We start from the raw sequence: 19858 nt of genomic DNA, 5'->3' as shown, positions 1-19858 counted from the left end.
TTTAAGAGGAGAAGAAATGAAGAAGCTCATGTTACTTATTGCCATTTTATCAAGTTCACTAACTTTCTCTGGATCGTCACTTCCACTAGATACTGTCGATTATGTTGATCTACAAAGCTATCTTGGTAAGTGGTATGAAATTGCTCGCTTTGAACAGAGTTTTCAAAAAGGCTGTGCTGCAGTTACAGCAAATTACAGTCTACGTTCTGATGGTGATATCGAAGTTTTAAATACGTGTCGCCAAGGTTCACCAACAGGAGAATTAAAAACTGCCAAGGCCCGTGCTTGGGTTGTTGATAAAGAAACTAATGCTAAGTTAAAGGTACAATTCTTTCTACGTGGAATTAAGCTGCCAATCTTTGCAGGAAATTATTGGATCTTAGATCTAGGCGAAAATTACGAATACGCTATGGTTGGAGATAGTTCAAGAAAGTATCTGTGGATTCTTTCAAGAACAAAAGAACTTGATGAGAAGATCTACCTTGAGCTTATTGCCAAGGCGAAAGATCTTCACTTTGATGTTTCTAAACTAATTAAAACAAAGCACTAATTGCTAAATAAGGAGAACCCAATGTCTTTGCGTCCTAAAATTGCCATAAGCTCTTGTCTGCTCGGTGAGAATATTCGCTATAATGGTGGTCATTGTCGTGAAGACTGGGTCTACTCTGAACTATCAAAATTTGTAGACTTTGTACCAGTATGCCCTGAGTTTGAAATGGGTCTAGGAGTTCCACGAGAAGAAGTACATTTGTTCAAAGTTGATAAACAATCTAATGAAGTACGCTTAAGATCAAAGTTTACTAAAAAAGACCTTACGGAAGAAGCAAATCAGGTTTATCAAAATATTCATGCACGTATAGCTAACGAGGAAATAAATGGTCATATTTTTACAAGAAAGTCCCCTACTTGTGGAACTGACAACGTAAAAACAATTACCCTTAGTGATGAAAACTACGTTACGAAATCAACAGGACTATATGCTCAATATATTATGGATACGATGCCAACTCTCCCATTTATTGACAGTGGTAGAATTAAAAATCTGGAGCTACGAGAAAACTTTGTAAAAAAAATATTCTCTCATTTAAGATTTCAACAACTCGATGGATCGATAAGAGAGCTACAACTATTTCATCAAATGTATAAGTACTCTATTATGGAACATAATCAGAACAACTTAAGACTCCTAGGTGGAATAGCTGCCAATCATGAAAAACTTGATGTTAGTGAAGTCTATTCAAAATACTTTAAGCTCTTCATGGAAACACTCGATATTCTCCCTACAAGAAAGAATCGACTAAATGCGTGTTTTCATGTTTTTGGCTATTTCAAGAAAGATCTCACAGCGCATGAGAAAGATATTCTCATAAAAATGATGGAAGACTATAAGAATGGAATATCTAACTATTTAACAGTTAATTCCTTTTTGAACATACTAACGAATACACACAAGAAAACTTACCTTCAAGATCAATACATTTTTGGGCCTTATCCAAAAGACTTGAAGCTTCTAAAAAATATTGCATAGAATGAGAAAGAAAGAAGAAGTTAATATATTTTGGTTTAGAAGAGACTTAAGACTTAGAGATAATCGTGGTTTACTCTATGCCCTTCAGTCTAATAAACCAGTTATACCGATCTTTATCTTTGATAAAAATATTCTTTCCAAGTTAAAAGATGAAGATGACCTAAGAGTAAGCTTCATTCACGATGCAATTCAAGAACTCAAGGAAGAACTAATTGAACTAGGAAGTGATATTCTTGTATATCACTCAACTCCAGAAGAAGCATACAAAGATTTATGTGAAACCTATACTATTGAGGAAGTTTTTACAAATGAGGACTATGAGCCTTATGCGATAAAAAGAGATAACAAAGTTGAAAAGATTCTAAAAAGTGAAGATATAAAATTCTCACGCTACAAAGACCACTGTATCTTTGCAAAAAATGATATTTTAAAAGAAGATGGTAAACCTTATGTTGTCTACACACCTTTTAAAAATAAGTGGCTTAGTACACTTGCACCAAAAGATATTGCAACAATTGAGACTCATAAATTCTTTAATAACTTTCACAAGTTTAAAGCGAAAGGCTTTCCAAGTTTAAATGAGCTAGGTTTTACTTACAATGAGAAGGCCAAGGATCAAGTGAAGACGATTAAAGGTAAGATCATCGATAGCTACGATCAAAACCGTGATATCCCAGCACTAGATGCAACCTCAAAGCTTGGTATACATCTACGCTTTGGAACAGTCTCTCCTCGAAAGTGTGCCCAAGTGGGCTTTAAGAGAAATCAAGTCTGGCTTAGTGAGCTAATTTGGCGAGAATTTTTCATTCAAATCATGTATCACTTCCCTCACGTGATCGATGGGCCATTTAGAGAAAAGTACGGCCAGATTAAGTGGAATAATGACAAGAATCTATTTAAAAAATGGTGTGAAGGAAAAACCGGTTATCCAATCGTTGATGCAGGAATGAGAGAGCTTAATGAGACAGGCCACATGCATAATCGCGTGCGAATGATTGCTGCCTCTTTTCTCGTGAAAGACCTTCTCATTGACTGGCGTTGGGGGGAGGAGTACTTTGCACGTAAATTGAATGACTTTGAGCTGGCCTCTAATAATGGTAATTGGCAATGGGTTGCAGGAACAGGGTGTGATGCCGCTCCATATTTTAGAATTTTTAATCCCTATACACAGCAAAAGAAATTTGATCCTGACTTTAAATATATAAAGAAATGGGTACCCGAGTACGGAACTTCAGAGTACCCTAATGAAATTATTGATCACAAAATTGCTTATCATGAAACACTAAAAGCCTATAAGGCCTGTGAGTAAGAAACAATTAAATTGTTACACAATCAGTAATTGAACGCACTACTTTAAAATCTGAACCATAATCATCACTTAGATTATATTCAACAGTGATTTCATCATTTGAGTATTCGTCTGTCGCGAAATCTTCTTCACAGCTAAGAATCTCAATACGATCGTGTGCCCCTTGATAATAGCGCCCATTCATATCCTGTGCTGCTTGATGAATTTGACTGCATACTTGTGATGCATCACCCACAAAACAAAATTGGCGTGCTCTAACAGCATCACTAACTTCATAATTAAAACTTGAATCACTAAAACCAATGATAGCACCAAGCTTTGAATCCGAAGTGATGATAAATGTTGAATTTGAAGAATGTGCAAACGCACTGATTGCACTCATCATAATGAGTGACTTAAAAATTGTTTTCATATTGAGCTCCCTAATACTAAATATGTTTTCCAACTTTTAGCATGATGATCTCAATAAATAAAACACTAATAGAATCTTAACGAAATCTAAAAATTAATGACGAAGGTAGTGTTTTCACTATCATTATCGATAAATAGCTTATATCCCGAGCGCTCAATAATCTGCTTAGTAATAGCAAGGCCGACTCCATGTCCGTTTCCGCACTTCTTCTTCGAGTGTCCTAACTCAAAGATACCTTCTTGAACCTTGGCCGGTATCCCCTTTCCACTATCGATAACTTTAATAAAGCGCTCAGTTGAAGATGCTACGACCTTAATCCATGGAGAATCCGTAGTTTTAATCTCATCTAAAGAGTTTTTAATGAGATTAACCAAGCAAAGACTAAGTTCCGTTTCATTTCCCTCAATTGCAAAATCATCCATTTCTATTTCAACTCTTACACTATGACGTGCAATCTTATCACTAACTAGTTCAAGAGCATCTTGTGTTATTTGGGAAACAGAGATCTTTTCTTTCGATGATGAATAATTCTTTTTAAAAATATTCATATAAAGGTCAGTTACTTCAAGGATCTTTCCAATATGACGACGCAGCTTTTGCGTATAAGGAGAAAGTTCCTTATCTACCATTTTTTCAAGTCTATCGTTAGTCGTACCTAAGACAAAGAGATGATTTCTTATGTCATGAGCAATACTTGCAGAAGCAAAACCAAATTGAGCAACTTTAGAAAGCTTAACCATATCTTTTTCAAGATTGTACATTTTAGTAAAGGCCAAGTCTTGATAGTACATATTAAAACGCATTGATTCAAAGACATAACCTAGGTAATAGATCGGCACTAGATATCCAATTGTTTCAGTACCAATTAATGTATCCCAACAAGATACAAATAAAGTAATAAGAATACCTGCTTTAAAGAGATACTCCTTGCCCTTTCTCTTATTTAACTCACTCCAAATCACAACCGTCGTATAAAGAATTGTTATAATTCCAAAAAATCCGACAACAACAACTAAAACGCTTGGATATATAGTTAAGTTTAATGCTTGAGTAAAAAGAGTTGCTGGAGGAGTTGTGCGAGGAATAAACATAAGGTCGATATCTGTTAACAGGTAAAGGAAACCTCCTATAACTTGGAAAATAGAATGACCTATACAAAAAATCTTGGCCGGCTTTAATAACTTTATATCCTGACCAAGAAAGCCTTCAATTGCCTTTATATAACAATAATAAGTGAAATATGCGAAGAACCAGTAAGTGAGTAGAAGAAAATTTGAAAGCTTAATATCTGAAACGTGAGTATTGACGGCAATTAGGATGGCGTATGAGCCTGCTCCCAAACACATTGCGATATGCCAGAAGACCTTACGACTAAGCAACTTTCTAGAGGTATAAACCCCTATAGAAGCTTGGTATAAGAAAAACGCAAATGCGAAGGTCGTTACATATCTAGTAAGTACCTTATATTCTTCGATGCTCATACATTAAATATACTATATTTAAAATAATTAAAACACCTAAAAACATTCGAATTTATTAAAATTATCTCAAGCTAGTTGGTAAAGGTCTTATGACTCCAAATTTTGACTCAATTGAGTTCTTCTTAATACTCTGTTCCTTCATTAACTCAACGATTTCTAATGCACTCATATTAGGGTTTTGTTCCATAAGATGGGCCGCCATATTAAGGGCCATTGGCGAGGCCATCGATGTTCCCGAGTGACGTATTTTCATATCACCAAGAAGGGCCGCCTCAACTTTTGTTCCTGGAGCAAAAAAGTCAACAAAGCTAGAACTATAGTTTGAATAATCTGCCATTTCATAATTTTCATCATTTCGCCAATCACTATCTGTTGTAGCACCAATAGTCACAACATTAGGATAAGTATAGCAAGCTGGATACATACAATCACGGCTTCCATTCAGAAAGCGCCCATCATTTCCAGCGGCCACAAAGAAGACAACCTCAGGATTGTTCAAGAATAGGTTTTGCATACTTCGATATGTTTTACGATCAACTAGCCCTAGTGACTGGTGCGGAAATGAAAAACTCATATTTACGAAATCAACTTCTGATTTCTGTAGCTTTGCTGAAATCATATCGAGATATTTCGACTCTCCAAAATCTCCAGCAAAGGCCAGAAGAGATGCCGACTTTAAACCACGTAATGCAATTGAAGAAACATGCGTTCCATGCGATGTAATTGGACCAGTTGTTCCCTTGGCCTTAATCGTTTCAAATGGGATTCCGTAAACTGCAGCTTTTTGAACAGAAGGAGCACCCGTTCGAGGTAAGAATCCTGAAAATGGATTCATAAACTTGATATCGCTATCACCATCAAAATGGACGCCCAAAATATTATCAATAAATCCGTCACTATCATTATCGCGCTTATTAAATGTTTCATCATTATTAACTAAAATATGATCTTGTATGTCCTGATGATTGTGGTCAAAACCCGAGTCGATAACAGCAATCTTAACAGTCGCATCATGAGGGCCACCTGCAACCTCTCCCATCTTATTTTGAATATAATCACCAATCTTTACATTATCGTCATTATAAACATCAAATCCGATAATACGTTTGTCATCATAGATAAATTTATAATTATAATCTTCACCTTCAGGATTGATTACTTTTCTCTCGACAATTACACCTTCGGCGATAGTGTCGATACTTTCTAGAATATGTGTTCTTTTATCAAAGCCGTACTCTTTTAAGATAACATCTTGATTATTAATTTTTTGAATTAATACCTTAGACTGCACATGATTATTTTGAGTATTAAAGACCGTCTTATAGAATAAAGAATCATTTTGATACTCATAATCGATACTAGAGATTTGCTCTCCCTCAATCGTATAAAAACTTTGCTTTATTAACCTATTTTCAAGATAGAACTCTTCAGAAGAAAGTCCATTAGTCTTTTCAAAATATTTTGAAATACTTTTCTTAGTACCTTCAATACATATTTTGACGTTGTCATCAAGAGTGCAAGACTCCGCTGCAAGGATATTAGTAACTGAAACGAGGGAAATAAAAAAAGGGATTATTTTCATAATCCCTTTATATCTTAATTTTGAATTTTATATTTGTTCTTTGAAAAAACTATGTCCAAGTTTAAATTTTAGACACTTCTTAGTTTAATTCACAAGTGTAGTTAATTTTATTCTTCTTAAATAGGAAACAACGGAAGCTAATATTGATTGATACTGAATTGTTATCAATTGAGATTGTCTCTTTATAATTAGAAGCTCCACCGAAATCACCACAAGCATCTCCACCTGGACGGTTTGAATTTGTTGATACTAGAAGAGTGTCATTATCAAGAAGTTCAGCACTATCTAAAAGCGCAACAGAAACAGGATTTGCATATAGTTCAGGAGTATCAAATTCTACTCTTACAGCATCACTATCTTTTTCAACAAGAACTGTACAGTTACCTCTTTCTTCACCATTCATCACAACCTTACCAGATTTACCATCTAAGCTTTTTAGGTCTGAAACAAAGCTATCAAGATCCGAGTTTGCTGATACATTTGATCCAAAAGCCGAAAGTGCAATTAAGATTGCTAAAGTGATTGATTTCATATGACTCTCCTTAAAAATTTAATATCTTATAGAGAATCTTATACCGAAGAAATAAAATTTAATCAGCTTATTATGTAATTTTAACCTACTTGTCAAAAATCTATCACAAACGTCGTATTAAGCTCATTACGGTCTAAATCAAGCTTAAATCCGGCTCGTCCCAGTAATTCCTTAGTGATAGCAAGTCCAATCCCATGTCCTCCAGCGCTCCCCTTAGTCGTATAACCTAGCATGAAGAGCTCTTGCTTACTTACATTGATTACGCCACTGCCGCAATCAACAATCGATAACTTACGCTTATTTGCATCTGTTTTAATCCTAACCCAAGGTGACTCGTACTTACCTTCAGGCGACACTTCTTCAAGTGTATTCTTTAAGATATTAACCAAACAAATTGTTACCTCAGTTGGATTGCAGCGTAAGTCAAAATCAGAGATATCGACATCCAATTTAACTCCGGCCTCTCTAAACTTAATGGTAACTAACTCTAAGGCCTCCTCTACGACATTTTTTATCGTCGTATCAGACTTATCACTATTGGTATTCTTTTTGAAAACATCCATATAGAGATTGGTTATTTCAGTTATCTTATCAGTATGTTTATCAATTGAGAGATATGTCTCTTCATGATTTAACACTCTCCCTCTAATTAATCGATCAATGGAATTTTTAATGATAAAGATGTGATTTTTTATATCGTGAGCAATACTTGCAGCAGCAAAACCAAATTGTGCAATTTTAGAAAGCCTGATTACCTCTGACTCTAAATTATACATTTTTCGATAGCTTAAATGGCGATAATAAATATTAAATCTAACCGCTTCAAATGCATTCCCAAAGTAATAAAGAGGAAGAATCGCTCCCGTTACCTCAAGGCCTAGGAGTGAATCATTTAAAACGACTAAAAAGCTAATGATAATACCAAGACGCAAGAGGCGCTCTCTCTTTCTTAGTCGATTTAACTCCAACCAGACCATTGTGCATGAATAAAAAACGACAATGGCACCAAGTCCACCAAGTCCCTTCGCAAGGAGGTTTGGTGAAACATAAAAGTGCATTGTTTGAGCAAAGAGATTATCTTTTACATAATTATGCTTATCAAAAAGAAAATTAAAATCAAAAGCAAGGGTTGTAAACGAACAAATAACTTGAACTGCTACAAAGAAAAGACAAAACGTTTTAGCAAATGAAAAGCCTTTAACGGTATGTCCAAAGTACACTTCAACTGTTCTTAAGTAACAGTAAAATGATGAGTATGCACAAATCCAAAATATGATGAGAATAAAATCAGACAGCTTCTGATTAATGAAATGCGTGTTAAAAGCAAAAACAAAACAATAACAGGCCGTTGAAATACACATAGCTGCCGGCCAAAGAATATTGCGATCTCGTATTTGATAATAATTCGCAAGACTAGCAAAAAATTGATAAACGAAGAATGAAAAAACAAAAGTCGTTAAATATCTTGTAAATGAAATATATAAGTCAAGCTCCACAAACGTTCCTCTAAAAGTAATGACTTACTTCTTAGTATAATTGCTATCAAAATATAATTTATTAGAATAACGAAAAGAACTTAAAATTCACCAAGGATGTTAACCACTTACAATAAATTTATTCACTCTGATCAATCGTAAAGGTTGTATTGGGTGATTTATCATTTAGCCACAAATTAAAGCCGGAGCGACTTAAGAGCTCCTTAGTAATGGCAAGCCCAATTCCATGGCCGCTGCTCTCCTTATTATAAGTAAAGCCAAATTCAAAAATATGCTCAGCAGTACGAGGCTCGATTCCGCCCCCACTATCAACGACATGAATTGATTTATCATGCCCTTTAAACATTAGCTTCACCCACTTATTTGTACCATCATGACTTTGTACAGCTTCAAGAGCATTTCTGATGAGATTAACCACAGAGATGACTATTTCTGTTTTATTACAGTGAATAATAAATTCATCTGCCACAATTTCAAACTTCACATTAGTGGCCTCAAACTTAGGAGACACTAATTCTTCAATATCTTGAATAATCTCTAAACTAGAATAGTCCTCTTTCTTTGAGGCAATATTATTTTTAAAAATATTCATATAGAGATCAGTTATCTCAAGAAGTTTATCATTGTGTTTTAAGATTTCCTCATAGGCCCTCTGCTTATCTTCGGTTTTATTTCGAAGAAGCGAGCTAGTCTTTACCTTGATAACAAAGATATGATTCTTTATATCGTGAGCAATGCTTGCAGCAGCGAAACCAAATTGGGCGACCTTGGAGAGCCTAATGACTTCATTTTCAAGATTATATAATTTTTCAAAAGCAAGTTTTCGGTAAAAGAAGTTAAATCTAACGGCTTCAAATGCATTTGCTAAATAATAGATTGGAATGAGGGTACCTGAAACCTCTAGACTTAGGCATGTGTCATTAATTACCGATAAAATAGTTAAGATAATCCCTATTTTTAATAAGTATTCTTTCGAGTTCGATTTCTCTAACTCTTTCCAAATAACAGCACTTGCAAAGAAAACTGAAAGAGCACCTAGGCTGCCGACAATTTGTCCGAAGATATTCGGAGACATTGCAATCTGGGCCGACTGATAAAAGAATGACTCATTTACAATAATCTGGCCTGTAAAGATAAAGCTACTATCAAAGATGAAATAAGATCCCAAAGATATGAATTGAACAATAGTAAGGACGAAAATAACAACCTTAGGAATTTTTAAAAGTTTTAGGCCCTTACCCAAGAATGCTTCAATTGCATGCATATAACAATAGAAAGCGATAAATGCAAAAATCCACAAGAGATTTAAAATGGCATTTGACGTCTTAATATCTGTAACATGGGTATTTATAGTGAAGAATAGACAGTACATAGCAGAGAAGAGACACATCTGCGTATACCAAAGACTAGAACGTTCCTTAATAGTGTAAGAGCTAACCAATCCTGAAAAGAATTGATAAGTGAAGAAGGCCAAGAAAAATATCGTGAGATAACGTGTAATATAAATATAGATATCAAGGCTCACGCCATCTCCCTCTTAGCAGAATACACAAATATTATGTACCTTACGTATCGAACATTCAAGAGTTACTGTATATTCTCACCCCCATCATCCATGTGCTCAGGACGACTCCAATAACTATACTGCGGCGTCCAGTCACTGGATGATACACCGGCCAAAGATAGAATATTCCACATAGAGCAAAATTCATCTCCAGGACCGAATGCCGCAGAATTTTTTCGATACACCTTAGTGCCAACTTTTTGGTAACAGACAATTCCAGGCATATTCTCCTCACCTGCAACGACGCTTTGATCCTTAATATATTCTCCTCCCCCATGAGATAACATATTAAAACGCCACCCTCTCTCATTTGCAAAACGACGTTGTACGTCTGGCCTGTCTTTTGATACCAAAACGAGTGAACACACGCTCTCAATATGAGAAACAAAACCGTTAATTCCATCTCCCCACAATGTACAATAACGGCATCCTTGTCCCATATTGTGTATTATAATGAGCTGATCCTTATCCCCAAAAAGATCATATAAATTCACTGCACCTGCAGTGCTTCGAAATGTATAATTTTTAACTTCTTGCGAGGCTTGATCTCTACGTAGAGCCGCAACCTTTTGAGTTAACTCAAAAAGCTCCTTTTCCGCATCTCTTAGTGCTGAAACATTTTCCATATAATCTCCAAATGAATGAATTTATATTCAAGTGCACACTAGAAGCTGTCAATTTAGGAAAGGTAAAGAATAGAAAAGCTATTTTAAACAATTGATTAATTCTTCAATAAGCCTTTTTGTATCTCTATTTTCAAGAAAGTTTTGTCGTACACAGATATATATTCCGTGACTACTGTCTTTCTTCTTATAAATTTTTAATCCACCAGAATTATTGAAACTTGATTCAGGTACGACACAAAAATGGCCACCAGCTTCACAAAGAGAAAGCATTGCCTTATGTGAGTTTACACAACCTATGATTTCAAATTTAGATCTCCAATTTTTACCTAAAGTTTTGTGTAAGAATTCTTCTGTATAAAGGTCTTCATTACGATATGTGACGAGCTTTCTTTTGCGCTTACCATCCTCTTTCTTAGGGCCAACGAGGTAGGTGCCGTCACGAAAAACTTCAAAAAAGCTCAAGCTCTTTTGAGCAGGAATAATATGAGTCATAATGATATCTAACTCTCCTGCTTGTAATTTATCGATAAGATTAATGGCCGAATCGAACTGGAGATCAAAGTGACCAATTCTTTCATTTTCATGTAAGTCATTTAGGGCCGATAAGAGATATTTTTCACCTGCCTCAAAGATACTCCCAACTTTCAGATCAATTTTCTGTTCTTTATTATGAATGGCGCCACTAATTGTATTAAAACTAGGCAGGACTTGATCAAGAAACGCCTGTCCTTTTAGAGTTAATGATGTTGTTTTGTTTGAGCGAACAAAAAGCTCATAACCTAATTCATCTTCTAGAAGTTTTATCTTTCTTGAGATCGCAGGTTGAGATGTATTTAGCTCCCTCGCTGTCTGAGAAAAATTTAAGTTCTGTCCAAGATGACAAAATACTTCAATATAATTGAGATTTATATTCATAGCTTTTAGCTACCATACAATTTTGATATACACAAAATACTTTTATATTATTTCAATATATAAATATTTCTTGTTATCAATGGCCAACAAGGAGAAATTGTATGAAAACTGTGTGTAAAAATCTTATTTCTATTTTTTGTATTACTCTTACTGCCAATACAACTATGGCAACTCAAATTAACTATAATACATTCACGAAACTATTTTGTAGTGATGATGTTTCAGGTCACACTTATAGCGTATCACTTCTAGACTATAAGCCTAATACGACATATATCCTGGAAAATAGCGGTAATAGATCATACAAAGGTCACGGCGCAGTTAGATCGATAGAAGACGGCGAAATGGTGATTTATTCAGAGGAATCAGATTTTGGAATCGCATATCCTATCAATGACTTAAGTGGTGCCTACTATTTCGATGGTGGGGACAGCCGTGCTATTGAGTGTAACTTCTTTGATGAAAGAAATATAAAAAGAATGAAGCTACCAAAGAAGCTTAAATTTCTAAAAAAACATCGAAATGTCGATGCTTATATTACTGATCTAAAAGTTGGCGGCCTAGAGATCATTCAAGAAATTTTTGAACATAAAGTTGTTAATATGGGCGATTGGTATCCAGTTAAAGTCGATAAAGAACAGCAAAAGAAGGTACTTTATACACTTGATAAGCATATTCCAAAATTTAGTAAGCTAGTCGATGATATCAACAATTCAGGTATTCAATTTGTAGGCCTTTTATTCGGAAGAGATTGGTATTACGCCAATGGTGAAATTGCTTTCATTCTAAGACATGAAAATAAACTATTTCTTGCTCATTTCGAATTTGATAGTGATATAAGATTTGGAGATAAAGATCTTGATTATATTTATTAAAAGCAAAAGGGAGCATGAAGCTCCCTTTTTATATTCTTAGTAACAATAAGCATTTTGAGTAAGTAGAACTTTCTTAGTATCTACTAAATAAACCATTTCCTGCTCACATTCTGTTTTTACAGGAACATAAATTTGCTCACCTTCATCGTAAAAAACATCTGTCGTTTCTTCAGTCCAAAGCACGTTAAAGAAAACCTCTTTATCTTCTGCACTACTATTTGAGTAGTAAACATAAGCTTTTGGTCCAAAATATGATTTTGCAGTTTCTTCTACTGCCTTCTTTGCCTTAGCAATAACAGAGTTAGAAACAGGTGATGCAACTGCAGATAGAGATAGCATTGCTACCAGTAATAATTTTTTCATCGAATTCTCCTCATAAGTTTTTGTCTAAATAGCAAGCTTTCTATTTAGTCGTCCATGAGTTTTCTAAGGTATGTAATTTATTCTTCTAAATATTTTAATAACTTACTAGTGTCTATTTTTTAGTCTGCCCTATGATTAATTACACTTATGAAGCTTTTTTTACAGTTTCAGCTATATTGGCCTCATGAAAAATTTAAAGAAAATAATTACAAATGGTCTAATCCTATCAACTCTCGTATCGAGTGCTATGGCACAAGAGAATCTCTACTTCTGGGAACAGAAGTCATTCAATCCACTACAGGAGAACTGCGAGTGGCGTTATGAAGGCTGTGTCTCAGTAGACGAAAATCAAATTGATATGCGCTCTCAAGCAAAGCGAATGCTTGATGAAATCTACAGCTGTAAAAATACAATTCAAGGCTGTAGTGAAGAAGAGCAAAGAAATATCGATGAAATGGAAGGAATTAAAGGAAGAATTGGAAACGAAACTATTCGTGGCGGGATGAATCCTAAAGAGTTCTCTGAATTCCTAAGAAAATACGACCCTAGTGATAACAAGAAGGGCTACTTCATACCACTTGGTCTAAGTGACAAAGAAGCACTTATGTTAGCAGCATCAACATCACTGGGCCTTGTAATGTTTGCATCAGATGAAGAAACGATGGACTTCATTCAAGACCACAAAAATGGATTTACTGAAAAGTTAGTATACCCAACAAATAACCACGAACGCCTGATCATGGGCGGAGCTGCCGCAGGTTCTTACTTTATGGGTGTAGTGCTTGAAGATGGAAAGTTAAAGAAAGCAGGACTTTATGTTGTAACGTCACAAATTGCGACACAAATTGTAACGGAGGGCTTTAAGAAAACTTTCGGTCGTCAAAGACCTAATAAAGACCTTGGTGCCTATGAATTTGGAACTGAAGGGAAATCATTCTTCTCTGGACACTCCTCAGGTGCATGGTCATTTGCGACAGTATTTGCAGAAATCTACAAAGATAATAAAGTTGTGCCATACCTTGCTTATGGTGTTGCGGCGCTAACATCTTACGGCCGTCTACACGATCGAAAGCACTGGCTATCAGATGTATTTGCAGGGGCCATCGCAGGTCATCTCATTACAAAGCTTGTTATCAGAATGCATGAAAGTGATGATAGCCAAGGTGGACTAATGGTTTTTCCAAGCTGGAATGCTGAATCAGGAACATTCATGGTTAATTTTGAATGGACTCCTAAGAGAAAAAATTCACAGGGTGAATTCGAATGTAAAAAGATGCCTGAAGGAAAAGAAAAAATCCGCGCATGTATCTATGAAGCTTACTTAAGATCACAAAACTAAAACTGAGGCCAGCATAGCTGGCCTTTATACGTATAAATTTTATCGAGTAACTATGATAAATTTTGATATCCCCCTATAATCAGGCAAATTGGAGATATTATGAAGAAGTTGAAATCCCTAGCTCTACTAGCTCTTATTGGAATTAGTGCACAAGCTCAAGCGGCCCGTATCTGGTCATCAATCCCTTTTGTAAGAGGAGCGGATCTGTGTGCTTATAAGCAAGCCTACTCACAAACTCGAACTGAGTATATGAGTGAGATGACTGGCCTTGCCTCAGAGCTTATGCAATCTGGAGCAAAAGGTAGTGAAGCGCTACAGATGCTTGTTACTTTCGATGCTTTATATGACAAGAACGTAAGACTAGCGACTCAACATAAGTATCTTGATGTAACTCTTGAAAATACACTAAAGGCTTACTTTGATGGTTACTACCGTGATTTTCCAGTAGTTGATAGAAAACTAGAATTCGTCCAAATGAATAATATTCGTTATATTTTTAATTCAATCAACAATGGTCAAAGGCCTGGTTGGATTCCTGATAATGCTGGTGCACTTGTTGATTACATGGCCTATGGATCATACTCTTTTGCTCCAAACTGTCGCGGAAATATTCAAGTAACTCTTACTCTTGTAGGCTCAGATGGTTCTACTAAAAACTATCAAGGAATTGGGCAACCTTCTGTTGTGATGTCTCAAATTGCTTCACGTATGTTTGAAGATTTCCAAAGAACAAAATTCCCTTCTACTCTAAGAGTAAATGGTAGAAAACTGACAATCATTGGAACGCATAATGGCTCAATCGGAAGAGTAAACTCACTAAGACAAGCAGAACAAGCTTGTGACAATATGTATGCAAGACTTCCTAATGGATCAGAGCTTGAGGCCATTGATGCCTACGGAGACTGGAACGGAGGTATTTCTATCCACCAAAATATTTGGGCCCTACGTGGCGGAAAGGTTTATCATCCAGGACTAATGAATCCGTCACCAGTGCGTGATCCATGGTCAGTAAATGCAAAAGTAATGAATTACTATTGTGTACGTTAAATTTTAAATAGTTTTTTAATATCAGTGTCGGGTTTAATTTGCCCGGCACGATAATCCATAACTCTCTTTCTCTTCTCATTGAAATAGTGATGAAGATGAATGAGAACACCAAATTTATCATCTAGTTCCATTTTAGAAATAAGAAAGCCGGCCTTAAGCTTTGGAATAATAACGGCATTATTAGTAGCGCAGTGGCGAGAGTAGACCATCTGAAATCCTTCTGCTTCAAGGATTGCGAGAGTCTTATCAAGCATGGCCCCATAGATACCATGGCGACGATACTCAGGTAGTACGGCCGAATTGCACATATAGTAAGTTGTACTATTTTCTTGAAAGCCCCAACTCCAGCCAACGAAATTCTCATCTTTATCGAATGCCGCAAGACAAAGTTGATATGGACTCCCCATATTCTCTTTTAGTCTTTTGATATTAGTTAATTCTTCTTCTGAGAGAATATCCCAAAGAACATAACTATGGTCTTCTTCAAAGACTGTTTCTTTGTGTGCCTGATAATACTTATCAAATTCTTTGCCTTCTAAGATTCTAATTTCAAATTCCATCATAGAAAAATGATACAGGAAATATTAACGGGTGCAAATCATTTGAGAGAATTTAAAGTGGAGGCTACGCCACATAGCCTCCCCCATTTTAGAGTCTTAGAATCTAAAACCAATACCGACACCAACAAGGAGAGGATCGATATCAACTTCAGCCTTCACAACTCCAGATCCAGTATCAACTGTTGCATCTGTTTGTAAGTAAAGTTTTTTTACGTCAAAGTTTAGATACATATTTTGTGCAACCTTGATATCTGTACCAAGCTGTAATGCATATCCAAATGAATCATCGTACTTTGTTGAGGCCATGTCTCCAGGAACTTCTCCATAAAAGATTGTGTAGTTGATCCCTGCTCCTACATATGGTTTAAACATACCAAAATCCATATGGTACTGAGCAAGTAATGTTGGAGGTAGAAGAGAAACACTTCCAAGGCTTCCTGTTCCGTTAAGATTTACATCATGAGTTGCTGTTGCAAGAATTAATTCAACAGCAAAGTTTGGATGGAAGAAGTAAGAGAAATCGACTTCAGGTACTGATTCGTTATTAATTGCAATATTACCACCGATATTATCACTAACATCAGGGCTTACACCTAGCGCTCTAACACGCACCATCGCGTTTTCCTGCGCGAATGAAAAAGAATTGAACATTAAGAAAAATAGAATTGAAATGATTGATGTTTTTTTCACAAAAACTCCTTGTGTATTTTTTTTATAATAAAAAAGTAACAAAAGAGTTTTTAATTTTTTATGAGACAGATCAGAGATAAAAATAAAAATAAAAAAAAGCCTACTTTTGTAGGCTTTATTTTCTATTTATTAGTAATAGATTCCCCATAGTTTCATGAATGCATGATCTGAATCATCAAACAGTGGCCACCAACCTTGTGAGCCTAATTCTTCACCTGTTTCATAATCGATTGTATGGTTGATCCAACCTGTTGGCTCAGGTCCAACAAAACGACGAAGAACAATTCTTCCATCAACAATATAATCAGAACGATGATACGTTACTGTAAAAACTGATCCATCTGCTTTTTTTCTAAAGAAACGAATAACTTCACGATCAGTTATGTCGTCACCTAAATTCCACATAATCGTAGTGTCACCAAAATCTTTGGCCTTATACCAATCACCTACTAAGTAATCATGCTTCAATAGCAAAACGATTGAACGGAAATCTTGATATTCAGTCATTAGAGTTTTAGCATCTGGGTGGTTATAACCAAAAACAAGGCAAGGCAGCATTGCCAGCATTAGAATGATAGATTTCATTAACTTCTCCTTTAAATTGCACGGCCATTTTTGCAATAAAGACCACAAAATGGCAACAATTGACAACTTAAGAAAGTTAAATTTATTTATTTTCACATACTTACAATGAGATAAATAGCAGTAATTCTTATAGGATGGAAGATCGTTAGGGCCATAACATACTTATTTATGGTAGTTATAGCGCCATGCAAGTAAACGTAAAATACCTCGACAATCTAAAAATCGAAGCAAGCTTCGACGACTTTAAAATCATCTCAGACCAGCCTGTTCGCTACAAAGGTGACGGGACAGCTCCTGGCCCATATGACTATTTCCTCGCATCCTCTGCCATGTGTGCAGCCTACTTTGCGAAGGTCTATTGTAATAGTCGTGATATTCCAACTGATGATATTCGTATCAGTCAGCAAAATATTGTGGATCCTGACAATCGCTATAAGCAATCATTTGTCATTCATGCAGAACTTCCCGCTACGATTTCTGAAAAAGATAAGAAAGGGATTCTAGCATCAATGGAGCGCTGTACAGTTAAGCGAGTCATCCAAAATGAAATCGATTTTAAAATAGAAGCAAAAGAAGTTTTAGGAAACGATGTTAAGCTTGAATATGAAGTTGAAAACACTAAAACGATGATTCCAGGCAAAGATTGTTCTCTTGAAGAGACAATCGCTAATATGACTGAACTTCTTGCAGGACTAGGGATTAAAATTGAAATCGCTTCTTGGCGTAACCAAGTCCCACACGTTTGGTCTGTCCATATTAGAGACGCAGACTCTCCAATGTGTTTTACAAATGGTAAGGGTGCAACAAAAGATGCGGCCCTTGCATCTGCTCTTGGGGAATACCTTGAGCGCATCAGTACAAATTATTTCTACAGTGATTACTATCTTGGTGAAGAAATCGCAAATGCAGACTTTGTTCACTACCCTAATGAGAAATGGTTTGAGATTCCAGAAGATGACTCTTTACCACTAGGGCTTATGGATGAAACACTTATCTGTGCCTATGATAACGATGGAGAGCTTTCAGCATCACATTTAGTTGATACGAACTCAGGAAATTATGAGCGCGGTATTTGTGCTCTTCCATATGAAAGACAATCAGATGGAAAGACTGTTTATATACCGGCCAACCTTATTGCAAACCTTTTTGTAAGTAATGGGATGAGTGCTGGAAATACAAAATATGAAGCCCGCGTACAATGTCTTTCTGAAATTTTTGAAAGAGCTGTAAAAAAACAAATCATTGTTGATGAAATTACTCTTCCTGATGTACCAAAATCAGTATTAGAAAAATATCCAACGATTATGGAAGGTATAAACAAGCTTGAAGAAGCAGGTTTTCCAATCGTTGTTAAAGATGCTTCACTTGGTGGAAAATTTCCAGTTATGTGTGTCACTCTTATGAACCCTAGAAATGGTGGCGTCTTTGCTTCTTTTGGTGCGCACCCTCGTTTTGAGGTTGCTCTTGAGAGATCACTTACTGAACTTCTCCAAGGACGAAGTTTTGAAGGAATGAATGATACATTCCCTCCAACATTTAATGAATTTGCGATCAAAGAGCATAATAATATTGTTGATCACTTTATTGATTCAACAGGTATCATTTCTTGGCGTTTCTTTGCAGGAAAGCCGCAGTATGAATTTAATGAATGGAATTTTTCTGGAACAACTCAAGAAGAATATGACTACCTGATGGGGATTTTAAAAGAGCTCGAAAAAGAAGTATATATTGCTGACTACAATGAACTTGGAGCAGCGGCTTGTCGAATATTGGTACCTAATTATTCTGAAATCTATCTTCCAGAAGACCTTATTTGGGATAACCACAATCAGGCACTAGACTACAGAGAAGCGATTTTAAACCTACACGCACTTGATGAAGAGGATTTGTCAGAGTTAGTTGGTCAACTTGAAGAAAGTTCTCTTGATAACTATATGCCTGTATCAGAACTAATTGGTGTGGCATTTGACGAAAGTACGGTTTGGGGACAATTAGTAATTGGCGAGTTAAAAGCACTTACATACCTTGCATTAAAACAATTTGATGATGCAAAAGAGCTAGTAGAAATGCTTGGTACGTTTAATGACAATACAATTGAGCGAAGACGTTTTTATCAAGTATTAAATATTGCACTTGATATTGAACTTGGCGACGATCTTGAGATGAAAGATTACATTGAGAACCTAACTCGTATGTATGGATCAGAGTTAATGGATCGAGTTAATAAGACAATAACAGGTGAAAACCGATTCGACGGATTAACTCCAACAAGTATGAATCTTGAAGGAATCGATAAGCACCTTAAGTTAATTGAAAGTTATAAAAAGCTTCAATTGGCACGCCACAACTTTCTTAAATAAATCTTTATGGTAACCTCTTATAGAAAATCTTTAGGAGGTTACCAATATGAGTACAAATCTAAATACAATTCAATTTAAAGATGCAAAAGGTCTTACAAAGACGATCCCTGACTTTAATGCAAAAGCATATCTCATCGTTAATGTTGCTTCAAAATGTGGCCTAACACCACAATATGAAGGATTACAGAAATTATATTCTGAATACAAAGACAAGGGACTTGAGATTCTTGCATTCCCAGCAAATGAATTCCTTGGACAAGAACCTGGAAGCAATGAAGAAATCCAGCAATTCTGTTCTCTTGAGTACAACGTGACATTTCCAGTAAATGAAAAGATCATTGTTAAAGGTGAAGGTCAACATCCTCTATACAAGGCCCTTACTGAAACAAAAAAAGATGCTGTAAGAAATGATAAGCCTGACTTTGAGCAACTTCTAACTAGTAAAGGACTTATCACAGGCCAAGAGCATGATATTCACTGGAACTTTGAAAAGTTTCTTCTAAATTCGAATGGTGAAATTGTAGAGCGCTACTTTCCTGATATTGCTCCAACTGATGAAAAAATCACTTCAAAGTTAAATGAAATTTTATAAGT

Annotated in this window: 20 protein-coding genes; 8 read left to right on the top strand and 12 right to left on the bottom strand. The window is 35.7% G+C overall.

What is annotated here, in order from left to right:
- Nucleotides 1–16: 16 nt before the first annotated feature.
- Genes C0Z22_RS02150 through C0Z22_RS02140 form a run of 3 tightly spaced genes read left to right on the top strand, consistent with a single transcriptional unit; the run spans nt 17 to nt 2837 of the window.
- Nucleotides 17–550, top strand: coding sequence for a lipocalin family protein (locus C0Z22_RS02150; protein WP_103216687.1), 534 nt, complete (start codon nt 17–19; stop codon nt 548–550).
- Nucleotides 551–571: 21 nt separating this feature from the next.
- The gene (locus C0Z22_RS02145) at nt 572–1528 is read left to right on the top strand and encodes a DUF523 and DUF1722 domain-containing protein (protein ID WP_103216686.1); all 957 of its coding nucleotides are present in this window, start codon (nt 572–574) and stop codon (nt 1526–1528) included.
- A gap of 1 nt (nt 1529) precedes the next feature.
- Entirely contained in the window at nt 1530–2837 is a 1308-nt protein-coding gene (locus C0Z22_RS02140) for a deoxyribodipyrimidine photo-lyase (RefSeq protein ID WP_103216685.1), read from the top strand.
- Nucleotides 2838–2844: 7 nt separating this feature from the next.
- Here C0Z22_RS02140 and C0Z22_RS02135 read toward each other — a convergent pair whose 3' ends face one another.
- The 8 genes from C0Z22_RS02135 to C0Z22_RS02100 all read right to left on the bottom strand — a co-directional run bounded on the left by C0Z22_RS02135 (nt 2845) and on the right by C0Z22_RS02100 (nt 11445).
- Complete coding sequence (locus C0Z22_RS02135) at nt 2845–3249, bottom strand: hypothetical protein (protein WP_103216684.1); 405 nt, start codon at nt 3247–3249, stop codon at nt 2845–2847.
- Between the two features lie 86 nt (nt 3250–3335).
- Nucleotides 3336–4730 (bottom strand): sensor histidine kinase, encoded by a 1395-nt coding sequence (locus C0Z22_RS02130; RefSeq protein ID WP_103216683.1) that lies wholly within the window; start codon nt 4728–4730, stop codon nt 3336–3338.
- A 61-nt stretch (nt 4731–4791) separates the two neighbouring features.
- Nucleotides 4792–6312, bottom strand: coding sequence for a S8 family serine peptidase (locus C0Z22_RS02125; RefSeq protein ID WP_103216682.1), 1521 nt, complete (start codon nt 6310–6312; stop codon nt 4792–4794).
- A gap of 79 nt (nt 6313–6391) precedes the next feature.
- Nucleotides 6392–6844, bottom strand: a complete 453-nt coding sequence (locus C0Z22_RS02120) for a hypothetical protein (protein ID WP_103216681.1) — start codon at nt 6842–6844, stop codon at nt 6392–6394.
- A 92-nt stretch (nt 6845–6936) separates the two neighbouring features.
- Nucleotides 6937–8340 (bottom strand): HAMP domain-containing sensor histidine kinase, encoded by a 1404-nt coding sequence (locus tag C0Z22_RS02115; RefSeq protein WP_103216680.1) that lies wholly within the window; start codon nt 8338–8340, stop codon nt 6937–6939.
- Nucleotides 8341–8458: 118 nt separating this feature from the next.
- Nucleotides 8459–9865: a HAMP domain-containing sensor histidine kinase gene (locus C0Z22_RS02110; protein WP_103216679.1), complete on the bottom strand. Its 1407-nt coding sequence runs from the start codon at nt 9863–9865 to the stop codon at nt 8459–8461.
- 62 nt (nt 9866–9927) lie between these two features.
- Nucleotides 9928–10530, bottom strand: a complete 603-nt coding sequence (locus tag C0Z22_RS02105) for a DUF899 family protein (protein ID WP_103216678.1) — start codon at nt 10528–10530, stop codon at nt 9928–9930.
- 78 nt (nt 10531–10608) lie between these two features.
- Nucleotides 10609–11445, bottom strand: a complete 837-nt coding sequence (locus tag C0Z22_RS02100; protein ID WP_103216677.1) for a LysR family transcriptional regulator — start codon at nt 11443–11445, stop codon at nt 10609–10611.
- Nucleotides 11446–11546: 101 nt separating this feature from the next.
- Here C0Z22_RS02100 and C0Z22_RS02095 point away from each other — a divergent pair, with 101 nt between their 5' ends.
- Nucleotides 11547–12320, top strand: a complete 774-nt coding sequence (locus C0Z22_RS02095) for a hypothetical protein (RefSeq protein WP_103216676.1) — start codon at nt 11547–11549, stop codon at nt 12318–12320.
- Between the two features lie 36 nt (nt 12321–12356).
- Here the strand turns inward: C0Z22_RS02095 and C0Z22_RS02090 are convergent, their stop codons facing one another.
- Nucleotides 12357–12683, bottom strand: coding sequence for a hypothetical protein (locus C0Z22_RS02090; RefSeq protein WP_103216675.1), 327 nt, complete (start codon nt 12681–12683; stop codon nt 12357–12359).
- A 184-nt stretch (nt 12684–12867) separates the two neighbouring features.
- On the opposite strand from C0Z22_RS02090, the gene C0Z22_RS02085 reads away from it, so the two are divergent.
- Together C0Z22_RS02085 and C0Z22_RS02080 are read left to right on the top strand one after the other, a co-directional pair.
- Nucleotides 12868–14022 (top strand): phosphatase PAP2 family protein, encoded by a 1155-nt coding sequence (locus C0Z22_RS02085; RefSeq protein ID WP_103216674.1) that lies wholly within the window; start codon nt 12868–12870, stop codon nt 14020–14022.
- A 99-nt stretch (nt 14023–14121) separates the two neighbouring features.
- On the top strand, nt 14122–15069 hold the full coding sequence (locus C0Z22_RS02080; protein WP_103216673.1) for a hypothetical protein: 948 nt from the start codon (nt 14122–14124) through the stop codon (nt 15067–15069).
- Here C0Z22_RS02080 and C0Z22_RS02075 read toward each other — a convergent pair.
- From C0Z22_RS02075 to C0Z22_RS02065, 3 genes are all read right to left on the bottom strand, one after another.
- Entirely contained in the window at nt 15066–15632 is a 567-nt protein-coding gene (locus C0Z22_RS02075) for a GNAT family N-acetyltransferase (protein ID WP_103216672.1), read from the bottom strand. The two genes, C0Z22_RS02080 and C0Z22_RS02075, sit on opposite strands and share 4 nt — an antisense overlap.
- 93 nt (nt 15633–15725) lie before the next feature.
- Nucleotides 15726–16319, bottom strand: a complete 594-nt coding sequence (locus tag C0Z22_RS02070) for an OmpW family protein (protein ID WP_199177504.1) — start codon at nt 16317–16319, stop codon at nt 15726–15728.
- 129 nt (nt 16320–16448) lie between these two features.
- Complete coding sequence (locus tag C0Z22_RS02065; protein ID WP_103216671.1) at nt 16449–16904, bottom strand: hypothetical protein; 456 nt, start codon at nt 16902–16904, stop codon at nt 16449–16451.
- A gap of 185 nt (nt 16905–17089) precedes the next feature.
- On the opposite strand from C0Z22_RS02065, the gene C0Z22_RS02060 reads away from it, so the two are divergent.
- A complete protein-coding gene (locus C0Z22_RS02060) occupies nt 17090–19264 on the top strand; it encodes an OsmC domain/YcaO domain-containing protein (protein ID WP_103216670.1) in 2175 nt (724 codons plus the stop codon).
- 46 nt (nt 19265–19310) lie between these two features.
- Nucleotides 19311–19856: a glutathione peroxidase gene (locus C0Z22_RS02055; RefSeq protein ID WP_103216669.1), complete on the top strand. Its 546-nt coding sequence runs from the start codon at nt 19311–19313 to the stop codon at nt 19854–19856.
- Nucleotides 19857–19858: the final 2 nt, after the last annotated feature.

It is taken from the genome of Halobacteriovorax sp. DA5, from assembly GCF_002903145.1.
In the GTDB taxonomy this organism is placed as follows: Bacteria; Bdellovibrionota; Bacteriovoracia; order Bacteriovoracales; family Bacteriovoracaceae; genus Halobacteriovorax_A.
Note: the sequence above shows the minus strand (reverse complement) of the source record. Positions and strands in the feature narration are given on the sequence as shown.